General features: G+C 41.8%; 19 protein-coding genes. 7 read left to right on the forward strand and 12 right to left on the reverse strand.

Annotation, left to right across the window (positions count from 1 at the left end; translation table 11 throughout):
• The 4 genes from G500_RS0118050 to G500_RS0118070 all read left to right on the forward strand — a co-directional run bounded on the left by G500_RS0118050 (window position 1) and on the right by G500_RS0118070 (window position 5,775).
• A complete protein-coding gene (locus G500_RS0118050; protein WP_027003558.1) occupies window positions 1-2,142 on the forward strand; it encodes a cation:proton antiporter in 2,142 nt (713 codons plus the stop codon).
• Between the two features lie 630 nt (window positions 2,143-2,772).
• Window positions 2,773-3,324 carry a DUF6155 family protein gene (locus G500_RS0118055; RefSeq protein ID WP_027003559.1) on the forward strand — a complete coding sequence of 184 codons (552 nt, stop codon included), beginning with the start codon at window positions 2,773-2,775 and terminating at the stop codon, window positions 3,322-3,324.
• 219 nt (window positions 3,325-3,543) lie between these two features.
• Window positions 3,544-3,876 (forward strand): YbaB/EbfC family nucleoid-associated protein, encoded by a 333-nt coding sequence (locus G500_RS0118065; protein ID WP_027003560.1) that lies wholly within the window; start codon window positions 3,544-3,546, stop codon window positions 3,874-3,876.
• A 66-nt stretch (window positions 3,877-3,942) separates the two neighbouring features.
• The gene (locus G500_RS0118070; protein ID WP_027003561.1) at window positions 3,943-5,775 is read left to right on the forward strand and encodes an acetate/propionate family kinase; all 1,833 of its coding nucleotides are present in this window, start codon (window positions 3,943-3,945) and stop codon (window positions 5,773-5,775) included.
• A 249-nt stretch (window positions 5,776-6,024) separates the two neighbouring features.
• Here the strand turns inward: G500_RS0118070 and G500_RS0118075 are convergent, their stop codons facing one another.
• On the reverse strand, window positions 6,025-6,555 hold the full coding sequence (locus tag G500_RS0118075; RefSeq protein WP_027003562.1) for a hypothetical protein: 531 nt from the start codon (window positions 6,553-6,555) through the stop codon (window positions 6,025-6,027).
• 238 nt (window positions 6,556-6,793) lie between these two features.
• Here G500_RS0118075 and mnmE point away from each other — a divergent pair, with 238 nt between their 5' ends.
• Entirely contained in the window at window positions 6,794-8,176 is a 1,383-nt protein-coding gene (mnmE, locus tag G500_RS0118085; protein ID WP_027003563.1) for a tRNA uridine-5-carboxymethylaminomethyl(34) synthesis GTPase MnmE, read from the forward strand.
• Between the two features lie 69 nt (window positions 8,177-8,245).
• Here mnmE and G500_RS0118090 read toward each other — a convergent pair whose 3' ends face one another.
• Window positions 8,246-9,382 (reverse strand): NAD(P)/FAD-dependent oxidoreductase, encoded by a 1,137-nt coding sequence (locus tag G500_RS0118090; RefSeq protein ID WP_027003564.1) that lies wholly within the window; start codon window positions 9,380-9,382, stop codon window positions 8,246-8,248.
• Between the two features lie 487 nt (window positions 9,383-9,869).
• Here G500_RS0118090 and G500_RS0118095 point away from each other — a divergent pair, with 487 nt between their 5' ends.
• The gene (locus tag G500_RS0118095; protein WP_027003565.1) at window positions 9,870-10,364 is read left to right on the forward strand and encodes an Lrp/AsnC family transcriptional regulator; all 495 of its coding nucleotides are present in this window, start codon (window positions 9,870-9,872) and stop codon (window positions 10,362-10,364) included.
• A gap of 135 nt (window positions 10,365-10,499) precedes the next feature.
• Here the strand turns inward: G500_RS0118095 and G500_RS0118100 are convergent, their stop codons facing one another.
• From G500_RS0118100 to G500_RS0118135, 6 genes are all read right to left on the reverse strand, one after another.
• A complete protein-coding gene (locus tag G500_RS0118100; protein WP_211220172.1) occupies window positions 10,500-11,891 on the reverse strand; it encodes a DEAD/DEAH box helicase in 1,392 nt (463 codons plus the stop codon).
• A gap of 350 nt (window positions 11,892-12,241) precedes the next feature.
• Complete coding sequence (locus tag G500_RS0118110) at window positions 12,242-12,940, reverse strand: ATP-dependent Clp protease proteolytic subunit (protein WP_027003567.1); 699 nt, start codon at window positions 12,938-12,940, stop codon at window positions 12,242-12,244.
• Between the two features lie 220 nt (window positions 12,941-13,160).
• Entirely contained in the window at window positions 13,161-13,967 is an 807-nt protein-coding gene (locus G500_RS24150) for a hypothetical protein (RefSeq protein WP_154657220.1), read from the reverse strand.
• 88 nt (window positions 13,968-14,055) lie between these two features.
• Window positions 14,056-15,231, reverse strand: coding sequence for a lycopene cyclase family protein (locus G500_RS0118125; RefSeq protein ID WP_027003569.1), 1,176 nt, complete (start codon window positions 15,229-15,231; stop codon window positions 14,056-14,058).
• 29 nt (window positions 15,232-15,260) lie between these two features.
• Window positions 15,261-15,797 carry an NADPH-dependent FMN reductase gene (locus tag G500_RS0118130; protein WP_027003570.1) on the reverse strand — a complete coding sequence of 179 codons (537 nt, stop codon included), beginning with the start codon at window positions 15,795-15,797 and terminating at the stop codon, window positions 15,261-15,263.
• Window positions 15,798-15,968: 171 nt separating this feature from the next.
• On the reverse strand, window positions 15,969-17,282 hold the full coding sequence (locus G500_RS0118135) for a DUF1015 domain-containing protein (RefSeq protein WP_027003571.1): 1,314 nt from the start codon (window positions 17,280-17,282) through the stop codon (window positions 15,969-15,971).
• Between the two features lie 937 nt (window positions 17,283-18,219).
• Here G500_RS0118135 and G500_RS0118150 point away from each other — a divergent pair.
• Window positions 18,220-19,971: a DEAD/DEAH box helicase gene (locus G500_RS0118150; RefSeq protein ID WP_027003574.1), complete on the forward strand. Its 1,752-nt coding sequence runs from the start codon at window positions 18,220-18,222 to the stop codon at window positions 19,969-19,971.
• A 160-nt stretch (window positions 19,972-20,131) separates the two neighbouring features.
• On the opposite strand, the gene mdh is transcribed toward G500_RS0118150, so the two are convergent.
• The 4 genes from mdh to G500_RS0118180 form a co-directional block, all read right to left on the reverse strand.
• On the reverse strand, window positions 20,132-21,082 hold the full coding sequence (gene mdh / locus G500_RS0118160) for a malate dehydrogenase (protein ID WP_027003575.1): 951 nt from the start codon (window positions 21,080-21,082) through the stop codon (window positions 20,132-20,134).
• Between the two features lie 235 nt (window positions 21,083-21,317).
• Window positions 21,318-21,935: a HEPN domain-containing protein gene (locus G500_RS0118170; RefSeq protein ID WP_027003576.1), complete on the reverse strand. Its 618-nt coding sequence runs from the start codon at window positions 21,933-21,935 to the stop codon at window positions 21,318-21,320.
• The gene (locus G500_RS0118175) at window positions 21,919-22,959 is read right to left on the reverse strand and encodes a ParA family protein (RefSeq protein WP_027003577.1); all 1,041 of its coding nucleotides are present in this window, start codon (window positions 22,957-22,959) and stop codon (window positions 21,919-21,921) included. Before G500_RS0118175 ends, G500_RS0118170 begins: the two co-directional genes overlap by 17 nt.
• Before the next feature lie 118 nt (window positions 22,960-23,077).
• Complete coding sequence (locus tag G500_RS0118180; RefSeq protein ID WP_027003578.1) at window positions 23,078-24,262, reverse strand: acetyl-CoA C-acyltransferase; 1,185 nt, start codon at window positions 24,260-24,262, stop codon at window positions 23,078-23,080.
• Between the last annotated feature and the right edge of the window lie 47 nt (window positions 24,263-24,309).

The following is a 24,309-nucleotide window of genomic DNA, read 5'->3' on the forward strand; positions in this document are numbered from 1 at the left end:
ATGTTGGCAAATATCTTTGAACAAACGCTTCCGATAGAACACCCTGTCCTGCGCTTTCTGCTTATCCTTGTTATCATTTTGTTAGTCCCTCTTTTTCTTAGCAAGATAAAAATCCCCTCGCTATTGGGCTTAATTGTGGCAGGTGCGGTTATCGGTCCTAAGGGAATTTACCTAATGGAGCGCGACAGTGGGATAATTTTATCGGGAACGGCAGGACTTTTATACATCATGTTTTTGGCAGGTTTGGAAATAGATTTGGTAGAGTTTAAGAAAAACAGCGTCAAGAGTGTCGTTTTTGGGCTTTACACTTTTTTTATCCCCATGATATTAGGGATTTTATCGAGTTTTTATATCCTACAATTCTCCCTGCTTACCTCTGTTCTGCTGGCAAGCATGTATGCTTCTCATACGCTTATCGCCTACCCCCTAATTAGCCAAATTGGAGTAGCAAAAAATAAAGCCGTAACCATTACCGTCGGAGGTACTATGATAACGGATACTTTGGCACTCTTGGTTTTGGCAATTATTGTGGGCATGACCAAAGGCAATTTGGGTTGGCAGTTTTGGTTACAAATGGTACTTTCCCTTACCCTTTTTGGTGGTGTTGTGCTTTTGGTTTTCCCCCTGCTCGGACGCTGGTTTTTCAAGCAGGTAGAAGAAAGTGTTGCACAATATGTTTTTGTCTTGGTGATGGTCTTTTTGGGGGCAGTTTTAGCCGAACTTGCAGGGGTGGAAGCCATTATTGGGGCGTTTTTATCGGGTTTGGCACTGAATCGCCTTATTTCGCGTACTTCGCCGCTTATGAATCGGATAGAATTTGTGGGCAGTGCTATCTTTATTCCCTTTTTTCTAATCGGCGTGGGCATGCTGATAGACTACCGCGTATTTTTCAAAGATTTAGAAACGCTCAAAGTCGCTTTGGTTATGATAGTTGTCGCGACCAGTGCTAAATTTATAGCGGCTTGGCTCACCCAAAAGACCTACGGTTTTTCCTTAGATGAAAGGCGTTTGGTCTTCGGATTGAGCAATGCGCAAGCCGCCGCTACTTTGGCGGCTGTTTTGGTAGGGTACAATATCATCATAGACCACAGTCCGACGGGCGAGCCTATTCGCCTGCTCAACGATAGCGTGCTTAATGGGACAATTCTGATGATACTCTTTACCTGCACAATCGCTTCTTTTGTGGCACAGAAAGGAGCAAAAAATATAGCCCTTAGCGAGGATACCATTTTAGAAGATGAAGAACAACAAAGAAAAGAGCGGATTCTAATTCCAATTAGCAACCAAAATACCCTGCACGAGCTTATTCATTTGGGCATGACCCTAAAATCGGAAAAAAATAAGAACGGCTTATATGCCCTAAACATCATCAATAGCCACAACACAGACGCACAAGCACTCAAAAAAGCAAAAAATCTTTTGCACAAAGCCGCCATAACTGCCGCCAGCGCAGACGTGCAGTTGCATGAAATTTCGCGCTATGATGCCAATGTTTTGAATGGCATCACAAACGTAATACGCGAATTTCAAATCACCGACCTTATTTTGGGGCTACACATTCAACAAGGACTATCCGACTCTTTTTTGGGCAATCTAACGGAAGGCATCTTGGGAAAATGTAACATCACAACCCTGATTTACAAGCCCTTACAACCTATCGCCACCATCAGAAGGCACTTTATTATCGTCCCCCCGCAAGCCGAAAAAGAGATAGGATTCCCCTTTTGGCTCATAAAGGTCTGGAATATTGCCAAAAATTCGGGCGCAACCCTGACTTTCTACGCGCCACAAGCCGTCTTAGACTTTATCGCAGAAGTGCAGCTCATACTGCCCATCGAGGCAGAACTCGAACTTTTCGACGACTGGGAGGATTTCTTGGTTTTGGCACGAAAAATACAAAAGGACGACAACTTAATCATTGTATTAAGCCGAAAAGATAAAATTTCATATCATAACAAAATGAAAAAAATACCGCATTACATCAATAAATATTTGAAAGATACAAGTTATATCTTAATCTATCCCATGCAGATAGGCGTAGGCGATTCTTCACACCTCGACCTGAAAGACTTGGCTCTTATCGAACCCTTAGAAAAGTTAGATGAAATTAGCAGGACGATTGCCAAAATATTTAAAAAGTAGATAGTAAAAATACTGACTTTGCCCTTCCAACTTGCTTCCTACGAGCGAAAATGACCTGCCCTTTTTATCAGTGGGGTCAGATTCAAAAAATCAGGTGCAAATGTGGGGACAAGGTACTGTTTTTTTGCAATCCTATGTATTTTCATTTATGTTTGTGTTTAGGGGCGTTGTTACAACGGTCAAAAGGTCAAAAAACGGGGTTTTGTGCTTTGCACAAGCCTCCTGACCCCACCCTGCCCCAGTAATGTTAAATTCTAAAAATTAAGTTCGAATGTAGGGACAAGGCATTGCCTTGTCCGTAGTGAGATTGAAATAAAAAAGGATTTTCAGACCCAAAAATAGGGGTCAGTCCAAATTTTATTTCGTGTCAAATTTGATAAAACAAGGCTTTTTACAGAACTTAACATCACTGCACCCTGCCCTCCCCCCATAGGGGAGGGTTCTAAAACCAAACTAATTTTCGGGATTTCACATAACAAAGCAAAGATATTTTATGATAAAAAAGCCCCGCCCTATGGGGGCGGGGTTTGGGGTGGGGTGCATTTAAGACTTTTATCGTTGCAACAACGCCTATTTAGGCTTAAAGTCTTAGTCCGAAAATCTTTTTTTTACCAAACTAAACTTAAAAAAATGGCAACCTCTATCACAAAAGAATTGAACAAGTATTTAAAAGAACTCACCAAAGAGGAACTGGAAAAGGAAATCAGAAAACTGTATTCTAAGTTTGAAAATGTAAAGGAATATTACAAACTTGAATTGGGCGAAGATACCTCAAAAGTGTTGGGCGAATATAAAAGAAAAATCAGAGGAGAATATTTTTCAAAAAGAGGCATGGGAAGAGCAAGCAGCAAGGAAAGTCGGAAGGTAATTAGCGAGTTCAAAAAGATTTCTATTTTTCAAGATGATGTCATCGAGTTGCTTCTCTATCGCGTTGAAGTCATGCAGGAATTCGCAAACGAGTATGGTGATGCTGGTTATGTAAGTGAGCCATTTTGTAGTTCAATGACAACATCTTTTCAAGAAGCCTGCAAACTCATCAAGACAGAAAAATTAGAAACAAAATTCCGTCCGATAGTACAAAAAATGGTAACAGCATCTGCGTATTTTGGCTGGTACGTAGAGGAAGCATTTGCACACTACTACCATGTTTATTTAGGCGAACAGGATAGCTCCGAAGCGTAACTTTTTAATGCTATAAAATGTATTTTTATTTTTCAGAAAAGAAAAGGAAAATGGTAGCATATCTATCATTTCATTGCAATATTGCGATAAAGGTAGGCAAAAATTAAACGCCCCTACCCTAAAATCAAATTTTGACAAAAAAAATCGCTATCTTGCCAAAAAATTGCCTAAGGCAGTTGTTTTGATTTCCTTTTCTTTTCAAACCCAAATATTACGAAGATGAACGGATTAGATATGATGAAAATGCTCGGAAAGGTGAAAGAATTTCAGAGTAAATTACAAGAAGCGCAAAATGCCTTAGGTAGTATTACGGCAGAGGGCGAATCGGGAGCAGGCATGGTAAAAGCCGTTGTCAATGGCAAAAAGCAGTTGGTAAGTTTGGAAATAGACCCCGACCTTTGCAAACCCGAAGACCGTCAGATGTTAGCCGACCTTATCGTAGCAGCGACCAACAAAGCCTTAGAAGAAGCCGAGGAGAAAAGCAAAGCCTTTTTGCAAAATTCTACTTCGGGCTTATTACCCAACATGGACTTGGGACAGTTTGGTATGTAAAGCTGATGTTGTGTCCTATCGCTTTTTATTTTTCCTACCTTTTAGCCGCTATTGAACAATTCTTGTATGAAAATTTTGGTACTCAACTGTGGTAGCTCCTCTATCAAAGCAGACGTTTTGCAGTTTTCGAAAAAAAATACGCCCCCCACTCGTCCGCTGACTTTGCTTCTCGAAAGCCTCAATACGGCTACCCCCCAACTTTGGATAGGAGAAAAGAAGCAAACCCTCCCCAAACTACCCGATTACCATGCCGCCCTCGATGTAGTCTTAGATGCCGTTATGAAGCGCAGCAAAACACAGGATTTGATAGCGATAGGACACCGCGTAGCGCATGGCGACGACCACAAACAGCCCACCCTTATCGATAACGCCGTAGAACGCGACATCGAGCAAATTAGCTATTTAGCACCCCAACACAACCCGATTCAGTTGGTAGGGATTCGCAAGGCGAAGAAAGCCTTTCCCAAACTGCCCCATATCGCCGTCTTCGATACGGCTTTCCATCATACCCTGCCGCGCCGCGCTTATAGCTACCCACTGCCGCAGCATTTGGTTGAAAAATACCACATTCGCCGCTATGGTTTTCATGGCACAAGCCACCAATACGTGGCTCGCAAAGCCGCCGATTACCTCAAAACCGACCTCCAACGCTTGCGCCTAATTAGTTGCCACTTGGGTAGCGGTTGTAGCCTAACTGCCATCGAGTGGGGGCGTTCCGTAGAAACCAGCATGGGCATGAGTCCTTTGGAAGGTGTGCCAATGATGAGCCGAAGCGGTGATATTGATGCAGGGATTTTGTTAGATTTGATGGAAAACGAAGAACTTTCCGCAGCCCAAATGCGCCACCTTTTGCACAAAGAAAGTGGGCTAAAAGGCATGACAGGCAAAGACGATTTGAGAGAAATTGAAGCCTTAGCAGCGCAGGGCGATGATGCCGCCCAACAAGCCCTCAAAGTTTTTGCGCATCGAATCTTGAAATACATAGGTGCGTATGCAGTGGTCATGGGCGGCGTAGATGCCATTATTTTTACAGGGGGAATTGGCGAAAATAGCCGTTTGGTGCGCCAACACATTGGTTCGCACTTGGCTTTTTTGGGCATGCACTTAGACGATTTTGCCAATCAGCAAGCCGCCGTTTCGCTTCAAAACCCCGTTGTGGATATTTGCGAAAGCCGCAGCCCCAACAAACTTTTAGTCATCAAGACAGATGAGCAGCTCGAAATTGCGCGTCAATGCCTACCCATTGCCTTAGAAAAACACAAGGTTAATCAAGATTTGAAAATTCCCATTGCGGTTTCGGCGCGTCATGTGCATCTAAGCCAAAAAAGCATAGATAAACTCTTTGGGAAAAATTACCAACTTCGCCCTTTTAAAGAGCTTTCACAAAAGGGAAATTTTGCCGCCCAAGAAACGCTCACCCTCATTGGCACGAAGGGCAAAATTGAAAACGTCCGTATCTTGATGCCGCCACGCAACGAAGACCAAGTAGAAATTTCGCGCACCGACGAATTTATTTTGGGCGTAGATGCCCCTGTACGTGCCTCTGGCGACCTTGCCAATACGCCCAGCCTTATTTTATTTGCCCCCCAAACAGGCAGAAGACTAAAACTCAAACAAGGCGTAATTTGCGCTTGGCGGCATATTCACATCAGCCCCGAAGAAGCAGCCCGATTTGGCGTAGAAGACAAAGACATTGTAGAAGTGCAGGTAAAAAATAAAGAACGCAGCCTAACTTTCGGAAACGTCCTTATTCGAGTTTCGCAGGGTGCAAAATTAGAAATGCACATCGATACTGACGAAGCAAACGCCGCCGAAATCAATACAGGTGAAGTAGGCGAATTGGTGGGAGCGCGTCCTACACAGGCGCAAGCAAGTCTGAAAAGTAAGCATATCAAATAGTAGTTTTACTTTTAGTTTAAAATGCACTATTTTATGCACAAAATTAAGGCACTTGCCCCTTCAAAGTAAGCAATGATGTTAAATTCTAAAAATCAAACGCAAATGTAGGGACAAAGCATTGCCTTGTCCTATGCCCCAAACCCTAAGGGTATTGAAGACCCTTAGGGTTTAAGTCCAAATTTTATTTCGTTTCTGATTTGATAAAACGAGGCTTTTCGCAGAACTTAACACTACTGTCAAAGTGAGTGCCTATACGATTTGTTTTTCAAGCCAAGTGATGGCTTTTTCTCTTTCCCAAAATAGTTTTGTTTGGAAACTATAATAGAGGCGATTCCCCAGCGCGAAATCGTGTTCCAGATGGCAGATAAGAGCAGATTTTGGCAGCAGCACCGCTAAATGGCGCAAGCCTGCATCTGCAAACATTGTCCAAGCGCGTTGCATGAGCCAATCGTGCAGCGGCGGCGGCAGTGGCTCATCGAGCAGGCTATAATCCAAAAGCAGCGTTTTGAGTGGTAATTGCCGTAGAGCGATTATCTGTTTTAAAATCAAGACCTGATAACTCTGCCATTTTTTGCTCTCCCAATAAAGTGAGCCTTGATTTTGATGATGAAAAGAAATAGGCTTTAAAAGTAAAGTAAAATGGCTATCACAATAAGTTATTTCCCCTGCCAAAGTGCTAATATTTAAAAAAATGCCTTCATAGAGGCGATGCGCCAAATGAGGATAAACCCTAAGCGGAGGAGGCGTAAAACGGTAGGAAGGGAGTGCCAAAATTGCCATCGCAGTCTGTTTTTTGTATGAAAAGGGGGAAGCGTTTTTTTCTTAAAGATATGAAAATGAGCGATTTAGTTATTTCTTTTTAGACTAAAAGCCTTCTGAAAAGCCCTAAGTGCAAAATTTTATCGATGAAAGGCGAAAAGAGTTTTGAAAACACGCCTATTTTTCCTATCTTACTTTTGCTTCGCACCAATCGGTTCGTTTTGTTATCTTTGCACCCAACACTTTAAAATTTATTTTTATGTCTGCATCTTTCCAACTTCACGATACCATCATTGCCGTAGCTACCCCAAACGGACGTGGGGCGATTGCGCTTTTGCGTCTGTCGGGTAAAAATGCGATTGCTTTGACCGGGAAGTTTTTTAAAAACAAAGACCTTAGCAAGCAGCCTTCACACACTTTGCACGTAGGACGTATTGTAGATGAACAAAATCAGACCCTCGATGAGGTAGTTGTGGGGCTATATCGTGCGCCGCGCTCCTTTACAGGCGAAGAGGTAGTAGAGATTTCTTGTCATGGCTCGCCTTATATTGTTCGTGAATTGATGCAACTTTTTATCCGTCAGGGGGCAAGATTGGCGCGTGCAGGCGAATTTACCCAACGTGCTTTCCTCAATGGCAAGATGGATTTGGCGCAAGCCGAAGCCGTCGCCGACCTGATTGCCTCCGAAACGCAAACGGCACACCGCGCAGCCCTTTACCAGATGCGAGGCGGCTTTTCGAAAGAAATCGAAGCCTTAGCCGAAAAACTTCTTAACTTTGTTTCACTTATAGAATTAGAATTAGATTTTGGTGAAGAAGATGTAGAATTTGCCGATAGAAGCCATCTAAAAAATTTGGTTCTCGAAATTAGAAAGACCGTACAAAAACTTGTACAATCTTTTGCCTTAGGCAATGCCGTCAAAAATGGAATCCCTACCGTTATTGCAGGCAGACCCAATGCAGGCAAATCTACCCTGCTCAATGCCCTTTTTCAAGAAGAAAAAGCTATCGTTTCCGACATCGCAGGCACAACGCGCGATTTTATCGAGGACGAACTTATCATCGAAGGCTTGGCATTTCGCTTTACCGATACGGCAGGCTTACGACAGACCGAAGACCAAATCGAGGCGATTGGCGTAGCGCGAACCAAAGAAAAAATCAAGATGGCTTCTCTACTTTTGTATATCTTTGATGCAAAAGAAATACGAAAACAAAAAGATTTTGAAGATGAAAAAGCCGAAGCACTTAGCTATCACGTTCCCCTTTTGATGGTAGGCAATAAAAGCGACAAGATTCAGCCCGAAATAAAAAAACTACTTGAAAATCAGGAAGATACAATTCTTATTTCGGCTCTGCATGGCGAAAATTTAGCCCTTTTACAACAAAAAATCTTAGCCAAAGTAGAAGCAGACCGATTCAAGACAGGCGACACAATGGTTACAAATTTTAGGCACTTTGAAAGTTTGAGTCTGGCAGACCGCTATTTGGAAAAAGTAGAAACTGACTTAGACAAGCACCTTTCTACCGATATGCTTGCCGCCGACCTAAGAGCCGCTCTCAAACATTTGGGAGAAATCACAGGCGAAATCACGCCTGACGACATCTTGGGCAATATTTTTTCTAAATTTTGTATTGGAAAATAAAAATTATCCTGCAAAACTTATTCTATAAAATTTATCTTGCAAAATTTATCCTATAAAATTTATTTAATACTAATAAATTTTTCTTGTAGGAACATTGCCATGCGTGAGTTTGATAAGTTGTTTGGCTAAAAAAGGTTGATAGCGAAAAAACGAAATCAAGCCGCGTGAAAGTCTTAGGTCGCCAAAAAAGTGCTGAATGGTTCTGCCTGCCCAAAGGCGCAAGGCAAAAGTTTTGCGCCACTCCGCCTTGTAATCGCTGACCATTTGGGCGGCAGAAATCCTGCCCTGCAAGTGTGCCACCAAATGCCCTGCCGCCATGCCGCCCCCTAAAAGAGCCATCGACATGCCATTGCCACACAAAGGCGCAATCATACCTGCGGCATCACCTGCAAATAAAAGTTGGGGCTGCTCCAAATTTTTTGCCGCAAAGGAAACTTGATGAATCACTAAGGGGTGGTCGTATAAAAAAGTCGCATTTTGAAAAATATCAGCCAAAAAAGGATTTTGAGCCAAAATTTCGCGCTCCATCAGGTCTAATTTTTTATGATGCGCCAAATTTTTCTTGTGAGAAAGATAGCACAGACAGTAGCTATCATTTTCTATACGTGAAATCCCACAATAACCGTTTTCAAAATTATGCAATGAAATGCGATTAAAAGGTTGTTTTGGATAACGAATATGATATTTAACCCCGATATAATTTGCTTTTTTCTGATACTCATTTCTATCTAAAACGGTATCTAAATTAGAACGCTTCCCAAAGGTAGCCAAAAGATAACGCGCCTCAAAATCGCCCTGCGTGGTGTGGCAAATCGCGCCTCTACTATTTTCGGTCAGACTTTTTACCTGCGTTTGGGTTAGAATTTCCGCTCCTGCTTCTTTTGCTTTGAGAGCCAAAGCACTATCTAATACATACCTGCTTAATCCAAAGCCTCCCAAAGGCAAAGAGAGCAAAAGCGGCTGCGTTTGGGGTGCAGTTAGCTCAAATTCCTCCAACGCCACAGCTCCAAGCGCAAAGGGATTCACCCCTAAATAGTTTAGAAAAGGTAGAGTTTCATTAGAAATATATTCACCACAAACTTTATGAAAAGGGTAGTTGTTTTTTTCTACTAAAAGCACTGAAAGTTGAGCGCGTGAAAGTAGGATAGTCGCTGCCAAGCCTGCCAAGCCGCCACCTATCACAATAACGTCATATTTTTTTGTCATATTTTTATTAGTTTTGCACTTTTAAAGTTTTCTTATCAGATTTTCAAGAAAAATAGCCTTTCGCACCTCTGTTGTCTTTAAAAAACAAACAAGGACTGCATTTGGTTATGCCTCGCAAAAGTTAGCACAAAAAGAAAAAAACAAAGCCCAACACGCCGCTTGTGCCTACTTTTTATGCTATTTAGATATAGACCATTTATAGACAAGGGAGGCAAAAAAATGCAACTTTGTACTTTTTCTAACTTTTGCCCAATTTGCTCAAAAAGGGGTAAAACACAAAATAAGTGTTACAAAAAATCTTAAATTGTAAGGAAATAGCATTTTTGGCGGCAGAGAAAATGCTTGTAGGGACAACTTATTTTGTTTTTCTACGTAAAACTTACGTGGCTTTTGTTAGGGTGCAAAAAAGAGAAACACCATTTTCTATCGCTACGATACCAAATTTTTCATAACTTTGCAGCATCAAAACTTATATTATATTTTAGTCATGCAGGACAAAAACGCTTCTACCCCTCACTTCAAACTCGACCAGATTGATAAAAAAATCTTATCAATCTTACAAAAAAATGCAAAAATTACAAATGCACAGCTATCCAAAGATGTCAGCCTTTCGCCTGCCCCTACTTTGGAGCGTGTCAAAAAATTAGAGGCTGCGGGCTTTATCGAAAGCTACCATGCCAAACTCAATGCCCAGAAATTGGGTATCGGCGTTACTACGTTTATTAGCATCAAGTTAAGCAGACACAACAAAACTACTAACGATTCTTTTATCCAAAAAATAAATCAAATCGAGGAAATTGTCGAGTGCCACTACATCACTGGTTCAAGCGACTATCTCCTCAAAGTAGTAGCGCACGATATTGAAGCGTACCAACATCTGATTATGAATAAAATTAGCGAAATTGAAGAAATTGACAACATGCAAAGCATGGTCATTCTTTCTACGCTAAAAGATACCAAAGAGCTACCGATAAACGAATAACCCAAATAGGGCGTAGCTCCCAATCGTATCCAACGTCTATTGAAACGAAAAATCCTTCGCCCTTTGCCCTACAAAAGTAGCACGCATTTAAGGTGAAGGATTTTCTGTATGATATTAAACCTTTCTAACTTATTTTTAGTTTGTTTTTCTAAACTTACTTTTTGTATCTTTTGCGCCCTTATTTTTAATGCTTTTTGCATTCTTAGGCTTTGTTTTTTTAGCAACAGGCGCAGGTCTTCTCTTTTTTCTATGAAAAGCACCCTGATAGGTAGGGTCTTCGCGCTGTTTGATGTAATCGAGTTGCCTCAAAATTTCCTGCTGCTCTTCGTAAGGCGTGGGTTCGATAACCACCTGTTCGGGCAGCGGCAAGGTAGGAATGTTCTTTTTGATGAGTTTTTCTATTTTCCGCACATGATACTGCTCTACGGGGTGTACAAAAGTGAGTGCCTCGCCTTCTTTTTCGGCGCGTCCTGTTCTGCCAATTCTATGCACATAATCTTCGTATTGTATCGGCACTTCAAAGTTGATAACGTGCGACACCTCGCTAATATCAATGCCACGCGCTGCCACGTCGGTAGCAACTAAGATGCGCAAATCGCCCTTTTGAAACTCCTCAAAAGCATTAGTACGCGCATTTTGGTCTTTGTTGCTATGGATAACTTTTACGTTGGGGTCTATTTTGCGGTGGATAAATTTGAGGATATTATTGGCAGATTCTTTGGTTTTGGTAAATATAATTACCTTTTTAAACTGTTCTTTGTCTTGCAAGAGTGCGTCCAGCAAGTTGATTTTTGTCTTAAAGTTGGGCGTTTCGTAGATGCCTTGTTTAATCGTTTGGGCGGTGGTGGCAGGTGGCGTGATTTCTACTCTTTCGGGAAATTCTAAAAACTCCTGTGTTAGTGCCGTCACTTTTTCGGGCATGGTGGCGGAAAAGAGCGCGTTTTGGCGTTTTTTAGAAGGCACAACTTCCAATAGGCTTCGGATTTGTGGCAAAAAGCCCATGTCCATCATTCTATCGGCTTCGTCGATGACCATAGTTTGAATAAGTTTGAAGCTAATCGCATTTTCTTTGTAGAGGTCTAAAAGCCTACCTGTTGTCGCAACGGCAATATCTACCCCTGCGGCGACGGCTTCGCGTTGGGCTTTCATGCCCACACCGCCGTAAAGTGGCACAATTCTAAGGTCGGTATAACGGCTCAATTCTTGGGCATTTTCTGCAATTTGCATCACCAGCTCGCGCGTAGGAGCTAAAATCAAGGCACGCGGTAGGCTGCCTTGCGCATATTTGACCTTCATCAGAAGGGGCAGCAGATAAGCCGCCGTCTTTCCCGTACCCGTCTGTGCGACTCCGATAAGGTCGTGTCCTGCCAAAAGCAGCGGAATCGCCTTGATTTGAATAGGCGTAGGCGTTTGATAGCCTTTTTCGGCAAGGGCATCTAAAAGTTGGCGATTGAGTTTGAAATCCTGAAAGGTCGTCATGGGCGAAATAAGTTGCAGATGGCTGCAAAGATACGGCTTTTGTGCCATTCTGAAAAATTGACCGCAAGCCTTTGGTTTGTTTAGAATTTTGAAGAATTAGGTGCAAATATAGAAACAAGACATTTGACTTGCCCTATGCCCCAAACCCTAAGGGTCTTGAAGACCCTTAGGGTTTAAGTCCAAATTTCATTTCGTGTCAAATTTAAAAAAACTGTAATAAAACAAGGCTTTTTACAGAACTTAACATTACTGCACCCTGCCCTCCCCCATAGGGAGGATTAAAAAACCAAACTAATTTTAAAGATTTTGTATCATAGTTCAAAGATATTTTATGATAAAAAAACCTCGCCATAATGAGGGCGAGGTTTTGGGGGTGCATTTTGAGTAGGAAAACAAAATTACTTTCCTTTTCTTTTGCCTAAAACTTCATCTATCAGCCCGTAATCTTTGGCTTCTTGCGCAATCATCCAATAATCGCGCTCACAGTCAGCAGCAACTTTATCGTAGTCTTGTCCGCTGCAATCAGCCAAAATTTGAGTTAATTCTTTTTTGATAATCAAAATTTGTTTTGCCGTAATTTCGATATCGGTAGCCTGCCCCTGAATACCGCCCAAAGGCTGGTGAATCATGATGCGCGAGTGTGGAAGGGCGGCACGCTTGCCCTTCTGACCTGCCGTAAGCAGAACAGCCCCCATCGAAGCCGCCAAACCTGTGCAGACCGTCGTAATTTCGGGCGTGATAAAGTGCATGGTATCATAAATGCCCATGCCTGCATAGACCGACCCCCCAGGGCTATTGATGTAAATAGAAACGTCTTTTTTAGGGTCTGCCGACTGTAAAAAGAGAAGTTGCGCCATGACGATATTCGCCACTTGGTCGTCGATGCCTGTTCCCAAAAAGATAATTCTATCTACCATCAGACGCGAGAAAACGTCCATCTGTGCCACATTGAGCTGTCTTTCCTCCACAATGTAGGGAGTCATGGCGGTGATGTGCGACATCTGCGAGGTAATGTTCATATAACTTTCTACCGTCGTAGTGGGGATTCCACGATGTCTGGTAGCATATTTTTTAAATTCTGAACCGAAATTTTCCATATTATAGAACTTTATTGAGAGGTTTTAAAAAGTAAAAAAGGCAAGGAAGCGGTTTTTTTTGTGAAAAGCAGCACCACAAAGGCAGGACGGTTTTCCAAACATAAAAAGTTTGTTTCAAATTCGCAAATCTTTTTCGCACCTATTAGAAAATCGCCGTTTGGAGAGGTTAAAAATTTTGCCGAAAAACCAATTTCTGACAAAACGGCAGGAAAAAGCGACTTTATTTGCTCACGCCATAGAAAAAAGTGATGTAGAGCATCGGGAAAAGTGCCTGATTATCGGCATAAGGCATCAAAACGGCGCGTCTTTGATAGGCATCGAGCATCATACCCGCCTCAAAACCGACATGGTTGTCGTCAAAAGAGCCATACTCAAAGACCAAAGCCGCCTTTGCACTACCGCCAAGCAATACCTTCGTTTCGCCTAAGCCGTAGGCAAAGCCCATACCATTGCGAACTAAATTAAAAGAAGGGTGTTTTGTTGGTTCAAATTGTTCAATAACTGTCTGCTCGAAAGGCACAAGCGGCGGCAAAAGCAAATATTCTATGTAATAAGGCACTAAAAAGCCCAAACTAAGCCCTGCTGTGGCAAGCCCATTGATTTGCACCCCTCTTTCACGCGCCTTTTTAAAGAGTACGATTTCCCTGCCATATTGTCCGCGCAAGGCGTAGAGATAGTTTTGTTTGCCCGGTATAAAAAACTGCCCCGTAAGCTGACTGGCGCGTCTTTGTTCGCGCGGGTGCTTGATTTCTACCAAATCTATCGAAAAGGTGTGGTATTTCCTTTCGGAAATGGCTTTGCTATAACGCAAATTTATCCCCCCAATCAGTCCGCCGCGTGTGTTGAAATTTAGCCCCCAAAGAAATTGCTCGCGATAGTAAGTAGGCTCATTTTCAGCCTCTTGCGCCTTTAAAAGCGAAAACGGACTGCCTGCCAAAAGGAAGGCGACCCAAATCCAACTTTTTGAAAAAAAACGCCTCCCCAAAGGAAGAGAAAGGAAAGAAAAAAACTTAAAAAAAGAGTGCATAAATTTCGTAAAAGGCTTGTGAAAAAGACTGCCGCGCCGCTTTCTAAAAGCGAAGAAAACAAAGGTAAAGATACAAAAAAAGAACAAACTAACGCCTTCTAAGGGCTAAATTTTTGATAGAAGTAAGAAAGGGCAATGGCGGCACAGAAGCCATAATTTTAAGGTCTTCGATAAAATTGGTTTTTTCATCTAAAAAAAGTAAAACTTCTTCTATGCGATTATTTTTGAAAAGGTAGGAAAAGATGCGCTGAATGTCGCCCCCGTCGCGCTGCATGATGTCTAAAAGCAAGCGGTCGTAAGTTAGGAATTGTGTGTTAAATTTTGGCTTATAAAAAGGTGAGTTATATTTTTCTAAACTTGAAACTATCTCCGCAGCCTCGCGCACCATGCGCAGGAAGGCATAACCCGTAGTAGGTTTGGCAGCTCCCCCCAAAACGCCAATATGACAGATGCGCTTGCCGCCCTTTTTGGGAAAAACGTAGTCGGTCATGGGGATAATGCCTTCTTCTACTTCTTGTATTTCAAAGTGCTTGATTTTTAGAGTGTTATGGATATAATTTTCTAAAATGTCTTTGTAGTTTTTTTGGGTAGGAAGCAGTTTTTCGGAAAAAATCGTAAATTCTACTAAGGCTTCCGAAGCAGAAAAAGGCAGAATGTAACAGAAACGAACCTCATTTTCTTGGGGCAGGCGCAGGTCGAAAAGGCGGACTCTTTCGGGTGTAAAGGCAGGTTCGGTTTGCGTATCTATTTTCAGAAAATAACCGTAAAAGTGTTGTAAAATATAGTAGCTTTTCGAAAAATCAAAAGATTTTGGATTAAAAAGAGAAGTAAAAACAAAGGGTGCTTGCAAAACCGTTCCCTCTTTTAGATGCACCGCCGCAAAGGTTTCGTTTTCGCTTATCGTTGCTATTTCGGCATTTATGATTTCTATATTAGAAAAATTTTGTATTTTTTTCCTAACAAAATTGTAAAAATCTCTGCTTCTAATGGTTTGATAAGAAAGCCTTTCGAGGCGTTCTATTTTTTGGGTTTGTGGCGAAATAAATTCCAATTCCTTCCAAGTTTTGAAGACACAATCTTCGAAGGGCGTAGGCGTAGTTGTCCAAAAACTTAGAGTACGGTCGTTATCTTTTTTTACTTCTTTATCAATTAAAGCAATTCTTTTTTGTGCTAAAATAGGACTTCTGCTCAATGCTTCCGCTAAGGCGAAACCCGAAATGCCCGTCCCTGCGATAATAAAGTCATAGCTTTGTGTTTTTTTCATATCAAAATTTTTAACATTTGAAAAATCATTTATACCTGCGGCACGCCAATAAGCAAATCGAGCTGCTCCTCGATGATTTTAGGATAAATAGGATTGATAAAATCCTGATTTTGAAACTGTTTATGCACTTCGGGGATACGAACTTTATGCGCCACCACTTCGGCAACCAAATAGTGAAAAATATCCGTCAGATGGCTCAAAGCCAGCGTCGCGCCCTGTACGCCAGTGGAAAGTCCCACTAAGGCAATTTTTTTGTAGCGCAACGGACTTGGATAAGGCAGCCCATCAAGAAAAGTTTTCAAAATTCCCGGAAAAGAACCATTATATTCAGGCACAATAAAAATAAACTTTTCAGATGCTACAAATTTTTCTACAAAAGCATTAAATTTTTCATTTTTGCCCTGCGCTTGATAGAGTGCAGAAAAGGCAAAATCAGGCGGCAGCTCATCAAGCGAAAGCAGTTGTACCTTTTCGCCGCGTGCCTGCAAACGCTTTTGGTAGTATTGTCCGATTTCGAGGCTGCGTGCCAACGGGCGATTTGTTCCAACTAAGATAGAGATAGCCATGTTTTGTTTTTTGTTTTTATTTTTGCAGTGCTAAAATATTGATTTAGAGCAAGTTAGGCTTTAAAAATTTGAAAGTGCGAAGCCCCATCTTGGCAAAGATAGGGGCGAAATTCCCACTTTCAAAGGGTATAACTTAAAACTTAGACAATGGTTTTCGAATTGTTTTGGGGCTTAATTGCCAAAATCTTCGGGCGCGATACTGCCAAAAACAAATCCGCAAATCGCCTTTGGATAGAAATAAGTCGATTTCTGCGGCATCGTGTAGCCACTCTGACAAACTGCCTTGACCTCTTCCATCGTAACGCCATTCGTAATGCAGGCAAGTTGCGCCTGACCGTTCATCACCTGCGTTACACATTCGGTAAAATTGCGCTCAAAAGAAATATGAGGCGAACTGCGCTGCTCTTTTCCTTTAATACCTAATACTTTTTCTATCAGAAAATAATGTAAAATTGTTAGGTCTAATTCTTTAACGGCTATGGGAAAGTTCCATGCCAAAGTTTGAATCTTATCTTTTTTTAGTGTAATAAGATAGGTATTTTCTTTAAAGATAAGCCCGAAAGTATGCTTTTTACCCCAAATAATTTCGTTGAGGTCGCTGCTATTTTCTATGTTCTTCAAGTCAAAATCTTGCGCCAACTGTGCTACAATTTCGCGCTCGTCGAGTTGTGCCACTTGGCGAATAAGGCGATGTGTAGGCAAAATGCGCAAATCATTTGAACAAGAATTGGTTAGATACATTAAATGGTAGTGAAAAGCCTCGCTGCCTGTTAGGGTTTCGCCTTTCGCCAGTTTTTCAGCCATCTTTTTTTGTCGCAATACCAAAGAACTTTCGTAGCGGTGGTGTCCGTCGGCTAAAATAATCTGCTGTCCCTTTATTTTTTCTACAAAAATAGCCACAATTTGAGGGTCATCAATTTTAGCCAAAACCTCGCGCACGCCTTGGTAATCTTCGGTTTCGTAGAGCGGATTTTGAATGGCAGCGTCCATGTAAGGTTCTAAGTCAAATTGTTCGAGGGTGTAAAGCCCATGTGTGGGGCTTGCATGCAAAAGCGTTGTTTCTAAAAGCTCGATGCGGTCATTTACGGCGGCAGGAATGGTATTTTCGTGCCTTAGTATTATTTTTTCTTCCCAATCGTAAGTTTTGATAAAGGAAATAAATCCTTTTCTGCAATACGTTTTGGAATTAAAGCGAGAAGGCAAGCTAAAATATTGATAATAAACATAGATGGCAGGTTTTTCGTCTTGTAAGATTACGCCTTCTTTTTTCCATTTTTCTAAATACGCAAGGGCAGCTTGGGCAGGATTGGGCTGTGTTTCGGTGGGCTGCGGTACGGAAAGGTGAATACTATTGTATTGATTTTGGTATAATTTTTTTCTCTGTTTTTCTGATACAACATCGAAAAGCGGCGAAGTAAGTTCGGAGATAGGCATTTCGAGGGCGGGATTGTAACGCCAAGCGCGAAAGGGACGAATTTCTGCCATATAATTTGAGAAAGGATTTTAAAATAGAAAATATATCATTTTATCTTTGTTGCTTTCAGGTAAAAGCAAAGGGCAAAGATGCACAATTTGGGCTAAACTGCCAAACACAAGAAGGGCTTGGCAGGGCTTTGAAAAAACTTTCAAAAAAAAGCAAATAAAATTTGGCAGCTCCAAAAAAAAGTCCTACCTTTGCCTTGCGAAAAGTAGAAGCTTTGAGCCTTTCCGTTTTGTTGGCTTGATTTGTACCCTTGTCTTTGCTTACAAATCAAAAAAATCGCCTGCTTTTTTTAAAGCAACCTGCTCACACTACTAAGAAGAATTGTCTGTAAAATTAGGCAAGAGAACTTAGTAAGAAAGTTTGGCAAAAAGTGCTAAAAATTCTTTTATAGTGTGCGCAAAATGGGCGAATTTGGTTTCAAAAACCTCTGTGGCGGTGAATTTTTAAAAGTGTAGATAGATGCAACATCTATGATTTAAAGTGCAAAAGATTCATCATAATTCAGTCGTCGGATTTGGGCTTGTGGCTTCTTCTGTTTGTTTGAAAAATTAAAACATTCATTCAGAAATGCGCTTCTGTGCTTTTTTAGATATGCCATAACCGCGATTCGAGCGAAATTCCAAGCCTTGACAGATGCCAATCTGCCAAGTGCGAATAGGAAATAAGACCAGAATTTGACGAAATTAGCCTTTCTTTCAAAGATTTGTGTTAAGAATTTATGCCTACGCTTTCTCTGCTTTCCACTTTTTAGGGTTGTGGTGAAACATCTGTTTATGGGCAGTTTCCATTTCTTTGCAGCGTCGTTTTCAAAGCCTGACCCTCCTTTTGCTTGTATCAGACCATAAAAAAGCACGCGATTTTGTAAAAACCTACAAAATCCAGTATTCTCTTTCTTAGATACGCATTTCTGCTTATCTCACATTTTCTTTAAAAAGTTCAATGACAGTTACGCAATTCAATGAATTAGCTCTTTCAGAGGAGCTACACCGCGCCATTGCTGATATGGGTTTCGAAACCCCTTCTCCTATCCAAGCGCAAGCCATTCCTTTCTTATTAGAAGGAAACGATATTATCGGGCAGGCACAGACGGGAACAGGCAAAACGGCTGCATTTGGGATTCCCACAGTGGAAAAAATTAACGCCAGCGAAAGAAAAACGCAAGCTCTTATCCTCTGCCCTACACGCGAATTGGCGTTGCAGGTATCACAGGAGATTAAAAAAATCGCTAAGTATAAAAGCAAACTTTTCGCCGCCGCTATCTACGGAGGCGAATCTATCACACGCCAAATCAAGGATTTACAACGTGGGGTACAAATCGTTATCGGCACACCAGGGCGCGTAATTGACCACATCACACGCGGCACGCTAAACTTAGACCACATTCAGACCATTATCTTAGACGAGGCAGACGAGATGCTCAACATGGGCTTCAAGGAAGACATCGAAAAGATTTTGAAACAACTTCCCGAAGAACGCCAAACCATTCTCTTTTCGGCAACCATGCCCCAGCCGATTATGGAGATTGCCAAAAAGCACCAGAAAAGCCCTAAAATCGTCAAGATGGCGAAGACTGAACTCACCAGTCAGCTTATCGAGCAGCGTCATTTTTCGGTAAAATCGCACCTTAAAAATGAGCTTCTCACACGTCTTATGGACTTCTACGAATGGCAATCGATGCTTATTTTTTGCAACACCAAGCAAAAGACTGCCGAAATTGCCGAGTTTTTGATTCAAAAAGGCTATGCCGCCGAAGCCTTGCATGGGGATTTGGCACAAAACCAGCGCAATATCGTGATGAGCAAGTTCCGTCATGGGCAGGTGCAGATTTTGGTAGCGACAGACGTGGCTGCACGTGGTATTGACGTAGAAAACGTGGAAGCAGTTATCAATTACGACATTCCATTAGACCCAGAATATTACGTCCATAGAATTGGCAGAACAGGCAGAGCAGGTCGTACAGGGGTTTCTTTCACCTTTATTTCGGGCAAAGAATCCTTCAAATTGCGCGACATCGAGCATTACACCAAAGCTCCCATTCCTGCGGGCAACATTCCTTCTTCGCGCTCTATCCTTGCCAAGCGCAAGAGTCAGTTGGAGGCAAAAATTGAAGCAACGCTTTTAGAAGCACAGTCGGAAGATTTTGTTTTCTCTCCACAATTAGAGGCAGTAACCGAAATTTTAGCCGCCCTTACAGAAAAAGGCTTTGATAATCAGGCGATTGCGCAAGCCGTTTTGCACCTGCATGCAGGCACGTCCTTGCAGTTGGACAAACGCGATATAGATTTTGCAGATGATTTCCGCAAAAACAGACGTTCAGAAGACACAGGGCGCGGACGCAACGACCGTTATGGCAGCCGTCCCGAAGGACGCTCTGAACGTGGCTCTTCTTATGGCGATAGAAACACCAGCCGTGGCAGTAGCCGCACCACAACGCGCACAACAAACAACTTGCGTGGCGACATGGCGCGTCTGTTTATCAACGTAGGCAAGCAAGACAAAGTCAGTAAAGGCGACATCTTGGGTGCGATTGCAGGCGAAACAGGCATCAAAGGCAGAGAAATTGGCTCTATTGATGTTTTCGATAGCTACTCTTTTGTAGAAGTACCGAAGGCGGAGTCTGAAAAAATCGTCCGTTTGATGAATAAAGCCAAAATCAAAGGCAACAAAGTCAATTTGGAATTGGCGAAATAAGCTGAAAAAAATTGAAAAAAGCGTTCTGTTTGTCTTTTTGAAAAAAACAAGCAGAACGCTTCAAAGGTCAGTTTTTTGAAATCTGATACAAAAACGCAATCAAGAGCCTTGCTTCTGATTGCGTTTTTTTGTGGCACGACTTTGAAAAAGCCAAAAAGTGTTATTTGCCAATCTCTTCGGCTACAATTTTATCGTAAGCGTCCATTACATCTTTGACGTGCTTGCGCGAAGTCTGTAAAAGGGCTTTTTCGTCTTCGGTGAGTTGGAGTTCTATTACTTTTTCGATGCCATTTTTACCCAAAATAACGGGAACGCCTAAGTAGCAATCATCGATACCATATTCGCCTTCGAGTTTGATACAAACAGGGAAAACACGGCGTTGGTCTTTTACGATAGCTTCTACCATCTGTGCTGCGGCAGCACCAGGGGCATACCAAGCAGAAGTACCCATCAATTTAACAAGTTCGCCACCGCCAACTTTGGTGCGTTCTACAATCGCGTTGAGTTTGTCGGCATCGATAAGTTCGGTTACGGGGATACCGCCTACGGTAGTATAGCGCGGAAGTGGCACCATTGTATCGCCATGTCCGCCCATCAAGACGGCTTGAATTTCTTTGGGCGAAATGTTGAGAGCTTCGGCTAAAAATGCGCGATAACGAGCCGTATCCAAAATGCCTGCCATGCCTATGACCTTGTTGCGCGACTTTTTAGAAGTTACGTGTGCTGCATAAGTCATGACATCAAGCGGATTCGATACAACAATGATAATCGCATCAGGCGAGTGTGCAATCACTTGTTCGGTTACGGCATTGACGATTTTGGCGTTGGTAGAAATCAAATCGTCGCGCGTCATGCCCGGTTTGCGTGGCAAGCCCGAAGTAATGACCACTACGTCAGAATTAGCGGTACGGCTATAATCGCCTGTAACGCCGATAGTGCGCGTGTCATAGACATTGACAGGAGCTTTTTGCCAAATATCTAAGGCTTTACCTTCGGCAAAACCCTCTTTGATATCTACTAACACAACTTCATTGCAGATTTCGCGCTCTGCCAATACGTCGGCACACGTTGCGCCCACATTGCCTGCACCTACTACGGTTACTTTTGTCATTTTGGTATGATGTTTAGAATATTGCAAACGATGAGAATATCGAGGAGAATATCGATTAGCACAAGGCAAAATTACACTTTTTTCTCATCAAATTCAATTCAGACCAAAATTTAAAGCCCAAGAAAGCCGCCCTACACAAAGAAGAGCAGGGAAAATTGTAAAATAGAGATAGCTAACTATAAAATAGCGCAGAAAGATGTGTGTAAAAGTTTGTTGTTTTAGCAATGTAGTAGGTTTAACTTGTCGCAATTTCATAAATTGCTTTGCAAAGTTTTTCTATAAACTCTACTGCTTTAACGGTGTCTTCTCTAACCCTTGGGTATTTTTTCAAAGTGAGGGGATTAAAATCCGCTTCATGGGCAATTTTGTTGCGATTCCAAACAATATTTTCAAGTTCTTTGCTCACGTCGGCAGGATTTCTAATCTCCATAATAACGGACACTTTATTCCATAGGTCAGTAATTCCTAATAATTTTAGTGTACTCACTATATTTTTAGGCTCTTGGTATGAATTGCCTTCGTTGAATTTACGAATGTACTCTCCCAATATTGCAGCTTTTTCTCGCTGACTTGGCTCCTCCATAATCCTAACAACTGTTTTCATATCCAAACGGAACTTGGCAAACTCGCTGCTCAAAGGCTTTCTTTGCTCAAAGTTATCAACCAAACCTATCAGCAATAAATCACTAATAAAATTATCCATAGCACTTACTGCCAAAACAATCTCCGCCCTTAAAATCTCTGATAGGTCTAAGTTCTTACCCACATTGCTCGCTTCCAAGTATAGATAGATGGCATCAAGTTGTTTAACGCTATCAATATTAAGTTTGAAGGTTTCAATTGCTTGTTCCATTGTTTGTTCTAATTATAATTTCGTTAGCAAAATAGTCGTATAAATCTTTAAACCAATCCCTTGTAGTTCGTTGATTGTCTTCGCGTAATTCCGCATTAGAAACTTCGAAAATTGGAATGTTTTGCTCACGCGAGATGACATTCAATTTATTGTAGTTAGAAAACTCAACTATACAATATTTGCTTTGCGTTTCTCTTTCTTGTCTTGAATATTGATGATATAGATTCTCATCTACTAACATGCCTACCTCTCTTAAATTTGGAATCAAAAAATCATCGACAGTTTTCCCAATTCTATCCATCATCTGTCTGTGATTTTCTTGCGGCTTTCCCCCTCCTTGAAGGACAAAATTATTACAAGTAAATCCTAAAAATTTAGGTGTATTTAAAGGTAGAGGATAAAACGAATCTTTAAACACATCTCTTGCTTTTTTTGCCCAAGTTTCCCATTCAGGCAGCTTAGTGGCTAAGGAGCGAATGGATTGTACCGAAAAATAGTCAACCGAGGTAGGAATAATGAAATAATCGCTTGAAATGAGTAAATCTTGATTAATAGCACTAAGACTTGGATTTAAGTCAATCAGTACAAAATCTGCATTATATCGTTCAGCCGTTTTTTGAATCAGATAATCAAATGACCCTGGTAAATTTTGCATTGAGGTTAAAAAACTACTTAAATTAAATGACATACTTAATTGCGTATCGCTACCTGATAAATCCAAACTTCCCGGCATAACATGTAGGTTTGGAATTTTTGAGGAAATACAATGCCCCGCAGAAATTAAAATAGGTTGTGAATCAAATGCGGGTGCTAGATAGCTCTTTATATTGTTTTTAGGATAGTGTTCGTAATGATTTTCATAGCCCTCCATGCCAAGAACTTGTAAAGTTAGATTACATTGTGTATCTGCATCTATTAAAAGTACATTTTTACCTCGCTTGGCAAGCATTGCACCTAAGTTGAAAAGGCTTGTAGTTTTACCTACTCCCCCTTTATGATTAAAGAAAGAAATTTTTGTCGCCATAGTCTTGTTATTTTACAATTTTGATTTTTATTATTTTTATTAAAAAACAATTAGACAAAAACTAACAGCCCTAAAAGAACTGTTAGCTTTTTTATTTTATCGCTTCACAAGCAATCTTTTAGACCTTCTCTACAATCAGCGCGGAAGCACCGCCGCCACCATTACAGATAGCCGCCATGCCGTATTTGCCATTATTTTGGTGTAAAATATGCGAGAGTGCGCCCACGATACGTGCGCCTGAACAACCTAAGGGGTGTCCGAGCGAAACTGCTCCACCATTGACATTCACACGATTGACATCGATACCCAAGACTTTGTTGAAAGCTAAGGTAACAACCGAAAAGGCTTCATTGACTTCGTAAAAATCGATGTCATTTTGGCTCAAACCTGCTCTTTTCAAAGCAATGGGCGCAGCCAAAGTGGGGGCAGTTGTGAACCAAGCTGGCTCATGGGCAGCATCAGCAAAAGAAACAATGCGAGCAATGGGTTCTAAGCTCAATCTGACCATCGTTTCTTCACTCACGAGGATACAAGCCGCCGCCCCGTCGTTGATAGTAGAGGCATTTGCAGCCGTTACGCTGCCATTGGGGGTAAAGACTGCACGCAAAGTAGGCACTTTGCTAAAATCTACGCGCTTGTATTCTTCGTCTTGCGATACAACGATAGGGTCGCCTTTGCGCTGTGGAATACTTACAGGCACAATTTCGTCTTTAAAAAGTCCCTTTTCGGTAGAAGCCGCCGAACGCTTGTAGGAAAGAATCGCAAATTCGTCTTGCTCCTCGCGCGTGATGGCGTATTTTTCGGCAGTGGCATCAGCATACACGCCCATCGCTTTTTTGTCATAGACATCTTCTAAGCCATCGCGCACCAAACCGTCGATGAGTGTGCCATGTCCGTATCCATAGCCCTGAAAACGCGCTTTGTCTAAATAAAAAGGTATATTGGACATGCTCTCCATGCCACCTGCCACAACGATGTCGTTGTGTCCGAGCATGATACTTTGCGCGGCAAACATAATCGCCTTCATGCCCGAAGCACAGACTTTATTAACCGTCGTGCAGGGTACGCTATTGGGAATCCCTGCATACATAGCCGCCTGACGTGCAGGTGCTTGTCCTAAATTTGCCGAAATAACATTGCCCATAAATACTTCATTGACCATATCAGGGCTAATACCTGCTTTTTCCAATGCGCCTTTGATAGCGGCTGCACCCAATTGAGTGGCAGAAACGGCGGCTAAAGAACCATTAAAACTGCCCAGAGGGGTACGCACTGCCGAAACGAGATAAACTGTTTTTGACATAAACAAAACGGGTTAGATAGTTGGGAAATCCGATTAAAAACACACAC

This window comes from Hugenholtzia roseola DSM 9546, from assembly GCF_000422585.1.
GTDB lineage: Bacteria > Bacteroidota > Bacteroidia > Cytophagales > Bernardetiaceae > Hugenholtzia > Hugenholtzia roseola.

Bases quoted from the DNA above. Each gene is read 5' to 3' on its own strand.
- G500_RS0118050 (WP_027003558.1), top strand. From the start codon at position 1: ATGTTGGCAAATATCTTTGAACAAACGCTTCCGATAGAACACCCTGTC.
- G500_RS0118055 (WP_027003559.1), top strand. From the start codon at position 2,773: ATGGCAACCTCTATCACAAAAGAATTGAACAAGTATTTAAAAGAACTC.
- G500_RS0118065 (WP_027003560.1), top strand. From the start codon at position 3,544: ATGAACGGATTAGATATGATGAAAATGCTCGGAAAGGTGAAAGAATTT.
- G500_RS0118070 (WP_027003561.1), top strand. From the start codon at position 3,943: ATGAAAATTTTGGTACTCAACTGTGGTAGCTCCTCTATCAAAGCAGAC.
- G500_RS0118075 (WP_027003562.1), bottom strand. From the start codon at position 6,555: ATGGCAATTTTGGCACTCCCTTCCTACCGTTTTACGCCTCCTCCGCTT.
- mnmE (WP_027003563.1), top strand. From the start codon at position 6,794: ATGTCTGCATCTTTCCAACTTCACGATACCATCATTGCCGTAGCTACC.
- G500_RS0118090 (WP_027003564.1), bottom strand. From the start codon at position 9,382: ATGACAAAAAAATATGACGTTATTGTGATAGGTGGCGGCTTGGCAGGC.
- G500_RS0118095 (WP_027003565.1), top strand. From the start codon at position 9,870: ATGCAGGACAAAAACGCTTCTACCCCTCACTTCAAACTCGACCAGATT.
- G500_RS0118100 (WP_211220172.1), bottom strand. From the start codon at position 11,891: ATGGCACAAAAGCCGTATCTTTGCAGCCATCTGCAACTTATTTCGCCC.
- G500_RS0118110 (WP_027003567.1), bottom strand. From the start codon at position 12,940: ATGGAAAATTTCGGTTCAGAATTTAAAAAATATGCTACCAGACATCGT.
- G500_RS24150 (WP_154657220.1), bottom strand. From the start codon at position 13,967: ATGCACTCTTTTTTTAAGTTTTTTTCTTTCCTTTCTCTTCCTTTGGGG.
- G500_RS0118125 (WP_027003569.1), bottom strand. From the start codon at position 15,231: ATGAAAAAAACACAAAGCTATGACTTTATTATCGCAGGGACGGGCATT.
- G500_RS0118130 (WP_027003570.1), bottom strand. From the start codon at position 15,797: ATGGCTATCTCTATCTTAGTTGGAACAAATCGCCCGTTGGCACGCAGC.
- G500_RS0118135 (WP_027003571.1), bottom strand. From the start codon at position 17,282: ATGGCAGAAATTCGTCCCTTTCGCGCTTGGCGTTACAATCCCGCCCTC.
- G500_RS0118150 (WP_027003574.1), top strand. From the start codon at position 18,220: ATGACAGTTACGCAATTCAATGAATTAGCTCTTTCAGAGGAGCTACAC.
- mdh (WP_027003575.1), bottom strand. From the start codon at position 21,082: ATGACAAAAGTAACCGTAGTAGGTGCAGGCAATGTGGGCGCAACGTGT.
- G500_RS0118170 (WP_027003576.1), bottom strand. From the start codon at position 21,935: ATGGAACAAGCAATTGAAACCTTCAAACTTAATATTGATAGCGTTAAA.
- G500_RS0118175 (WP_027003577.1), bottom strand. From the start codon at position 22,959: ATGGCGACAAAAATTTCTTTCTTTAATCATAAAGGGGGAGTAGGTAAA.
- G500_RS0118180 (WP_027003578.1), bottom strand. From the start codon at position 24,262: ATGTCAAAAACAGTTTATCTCGTTTCGGCAGTGCGTACCCCTCTGGGC.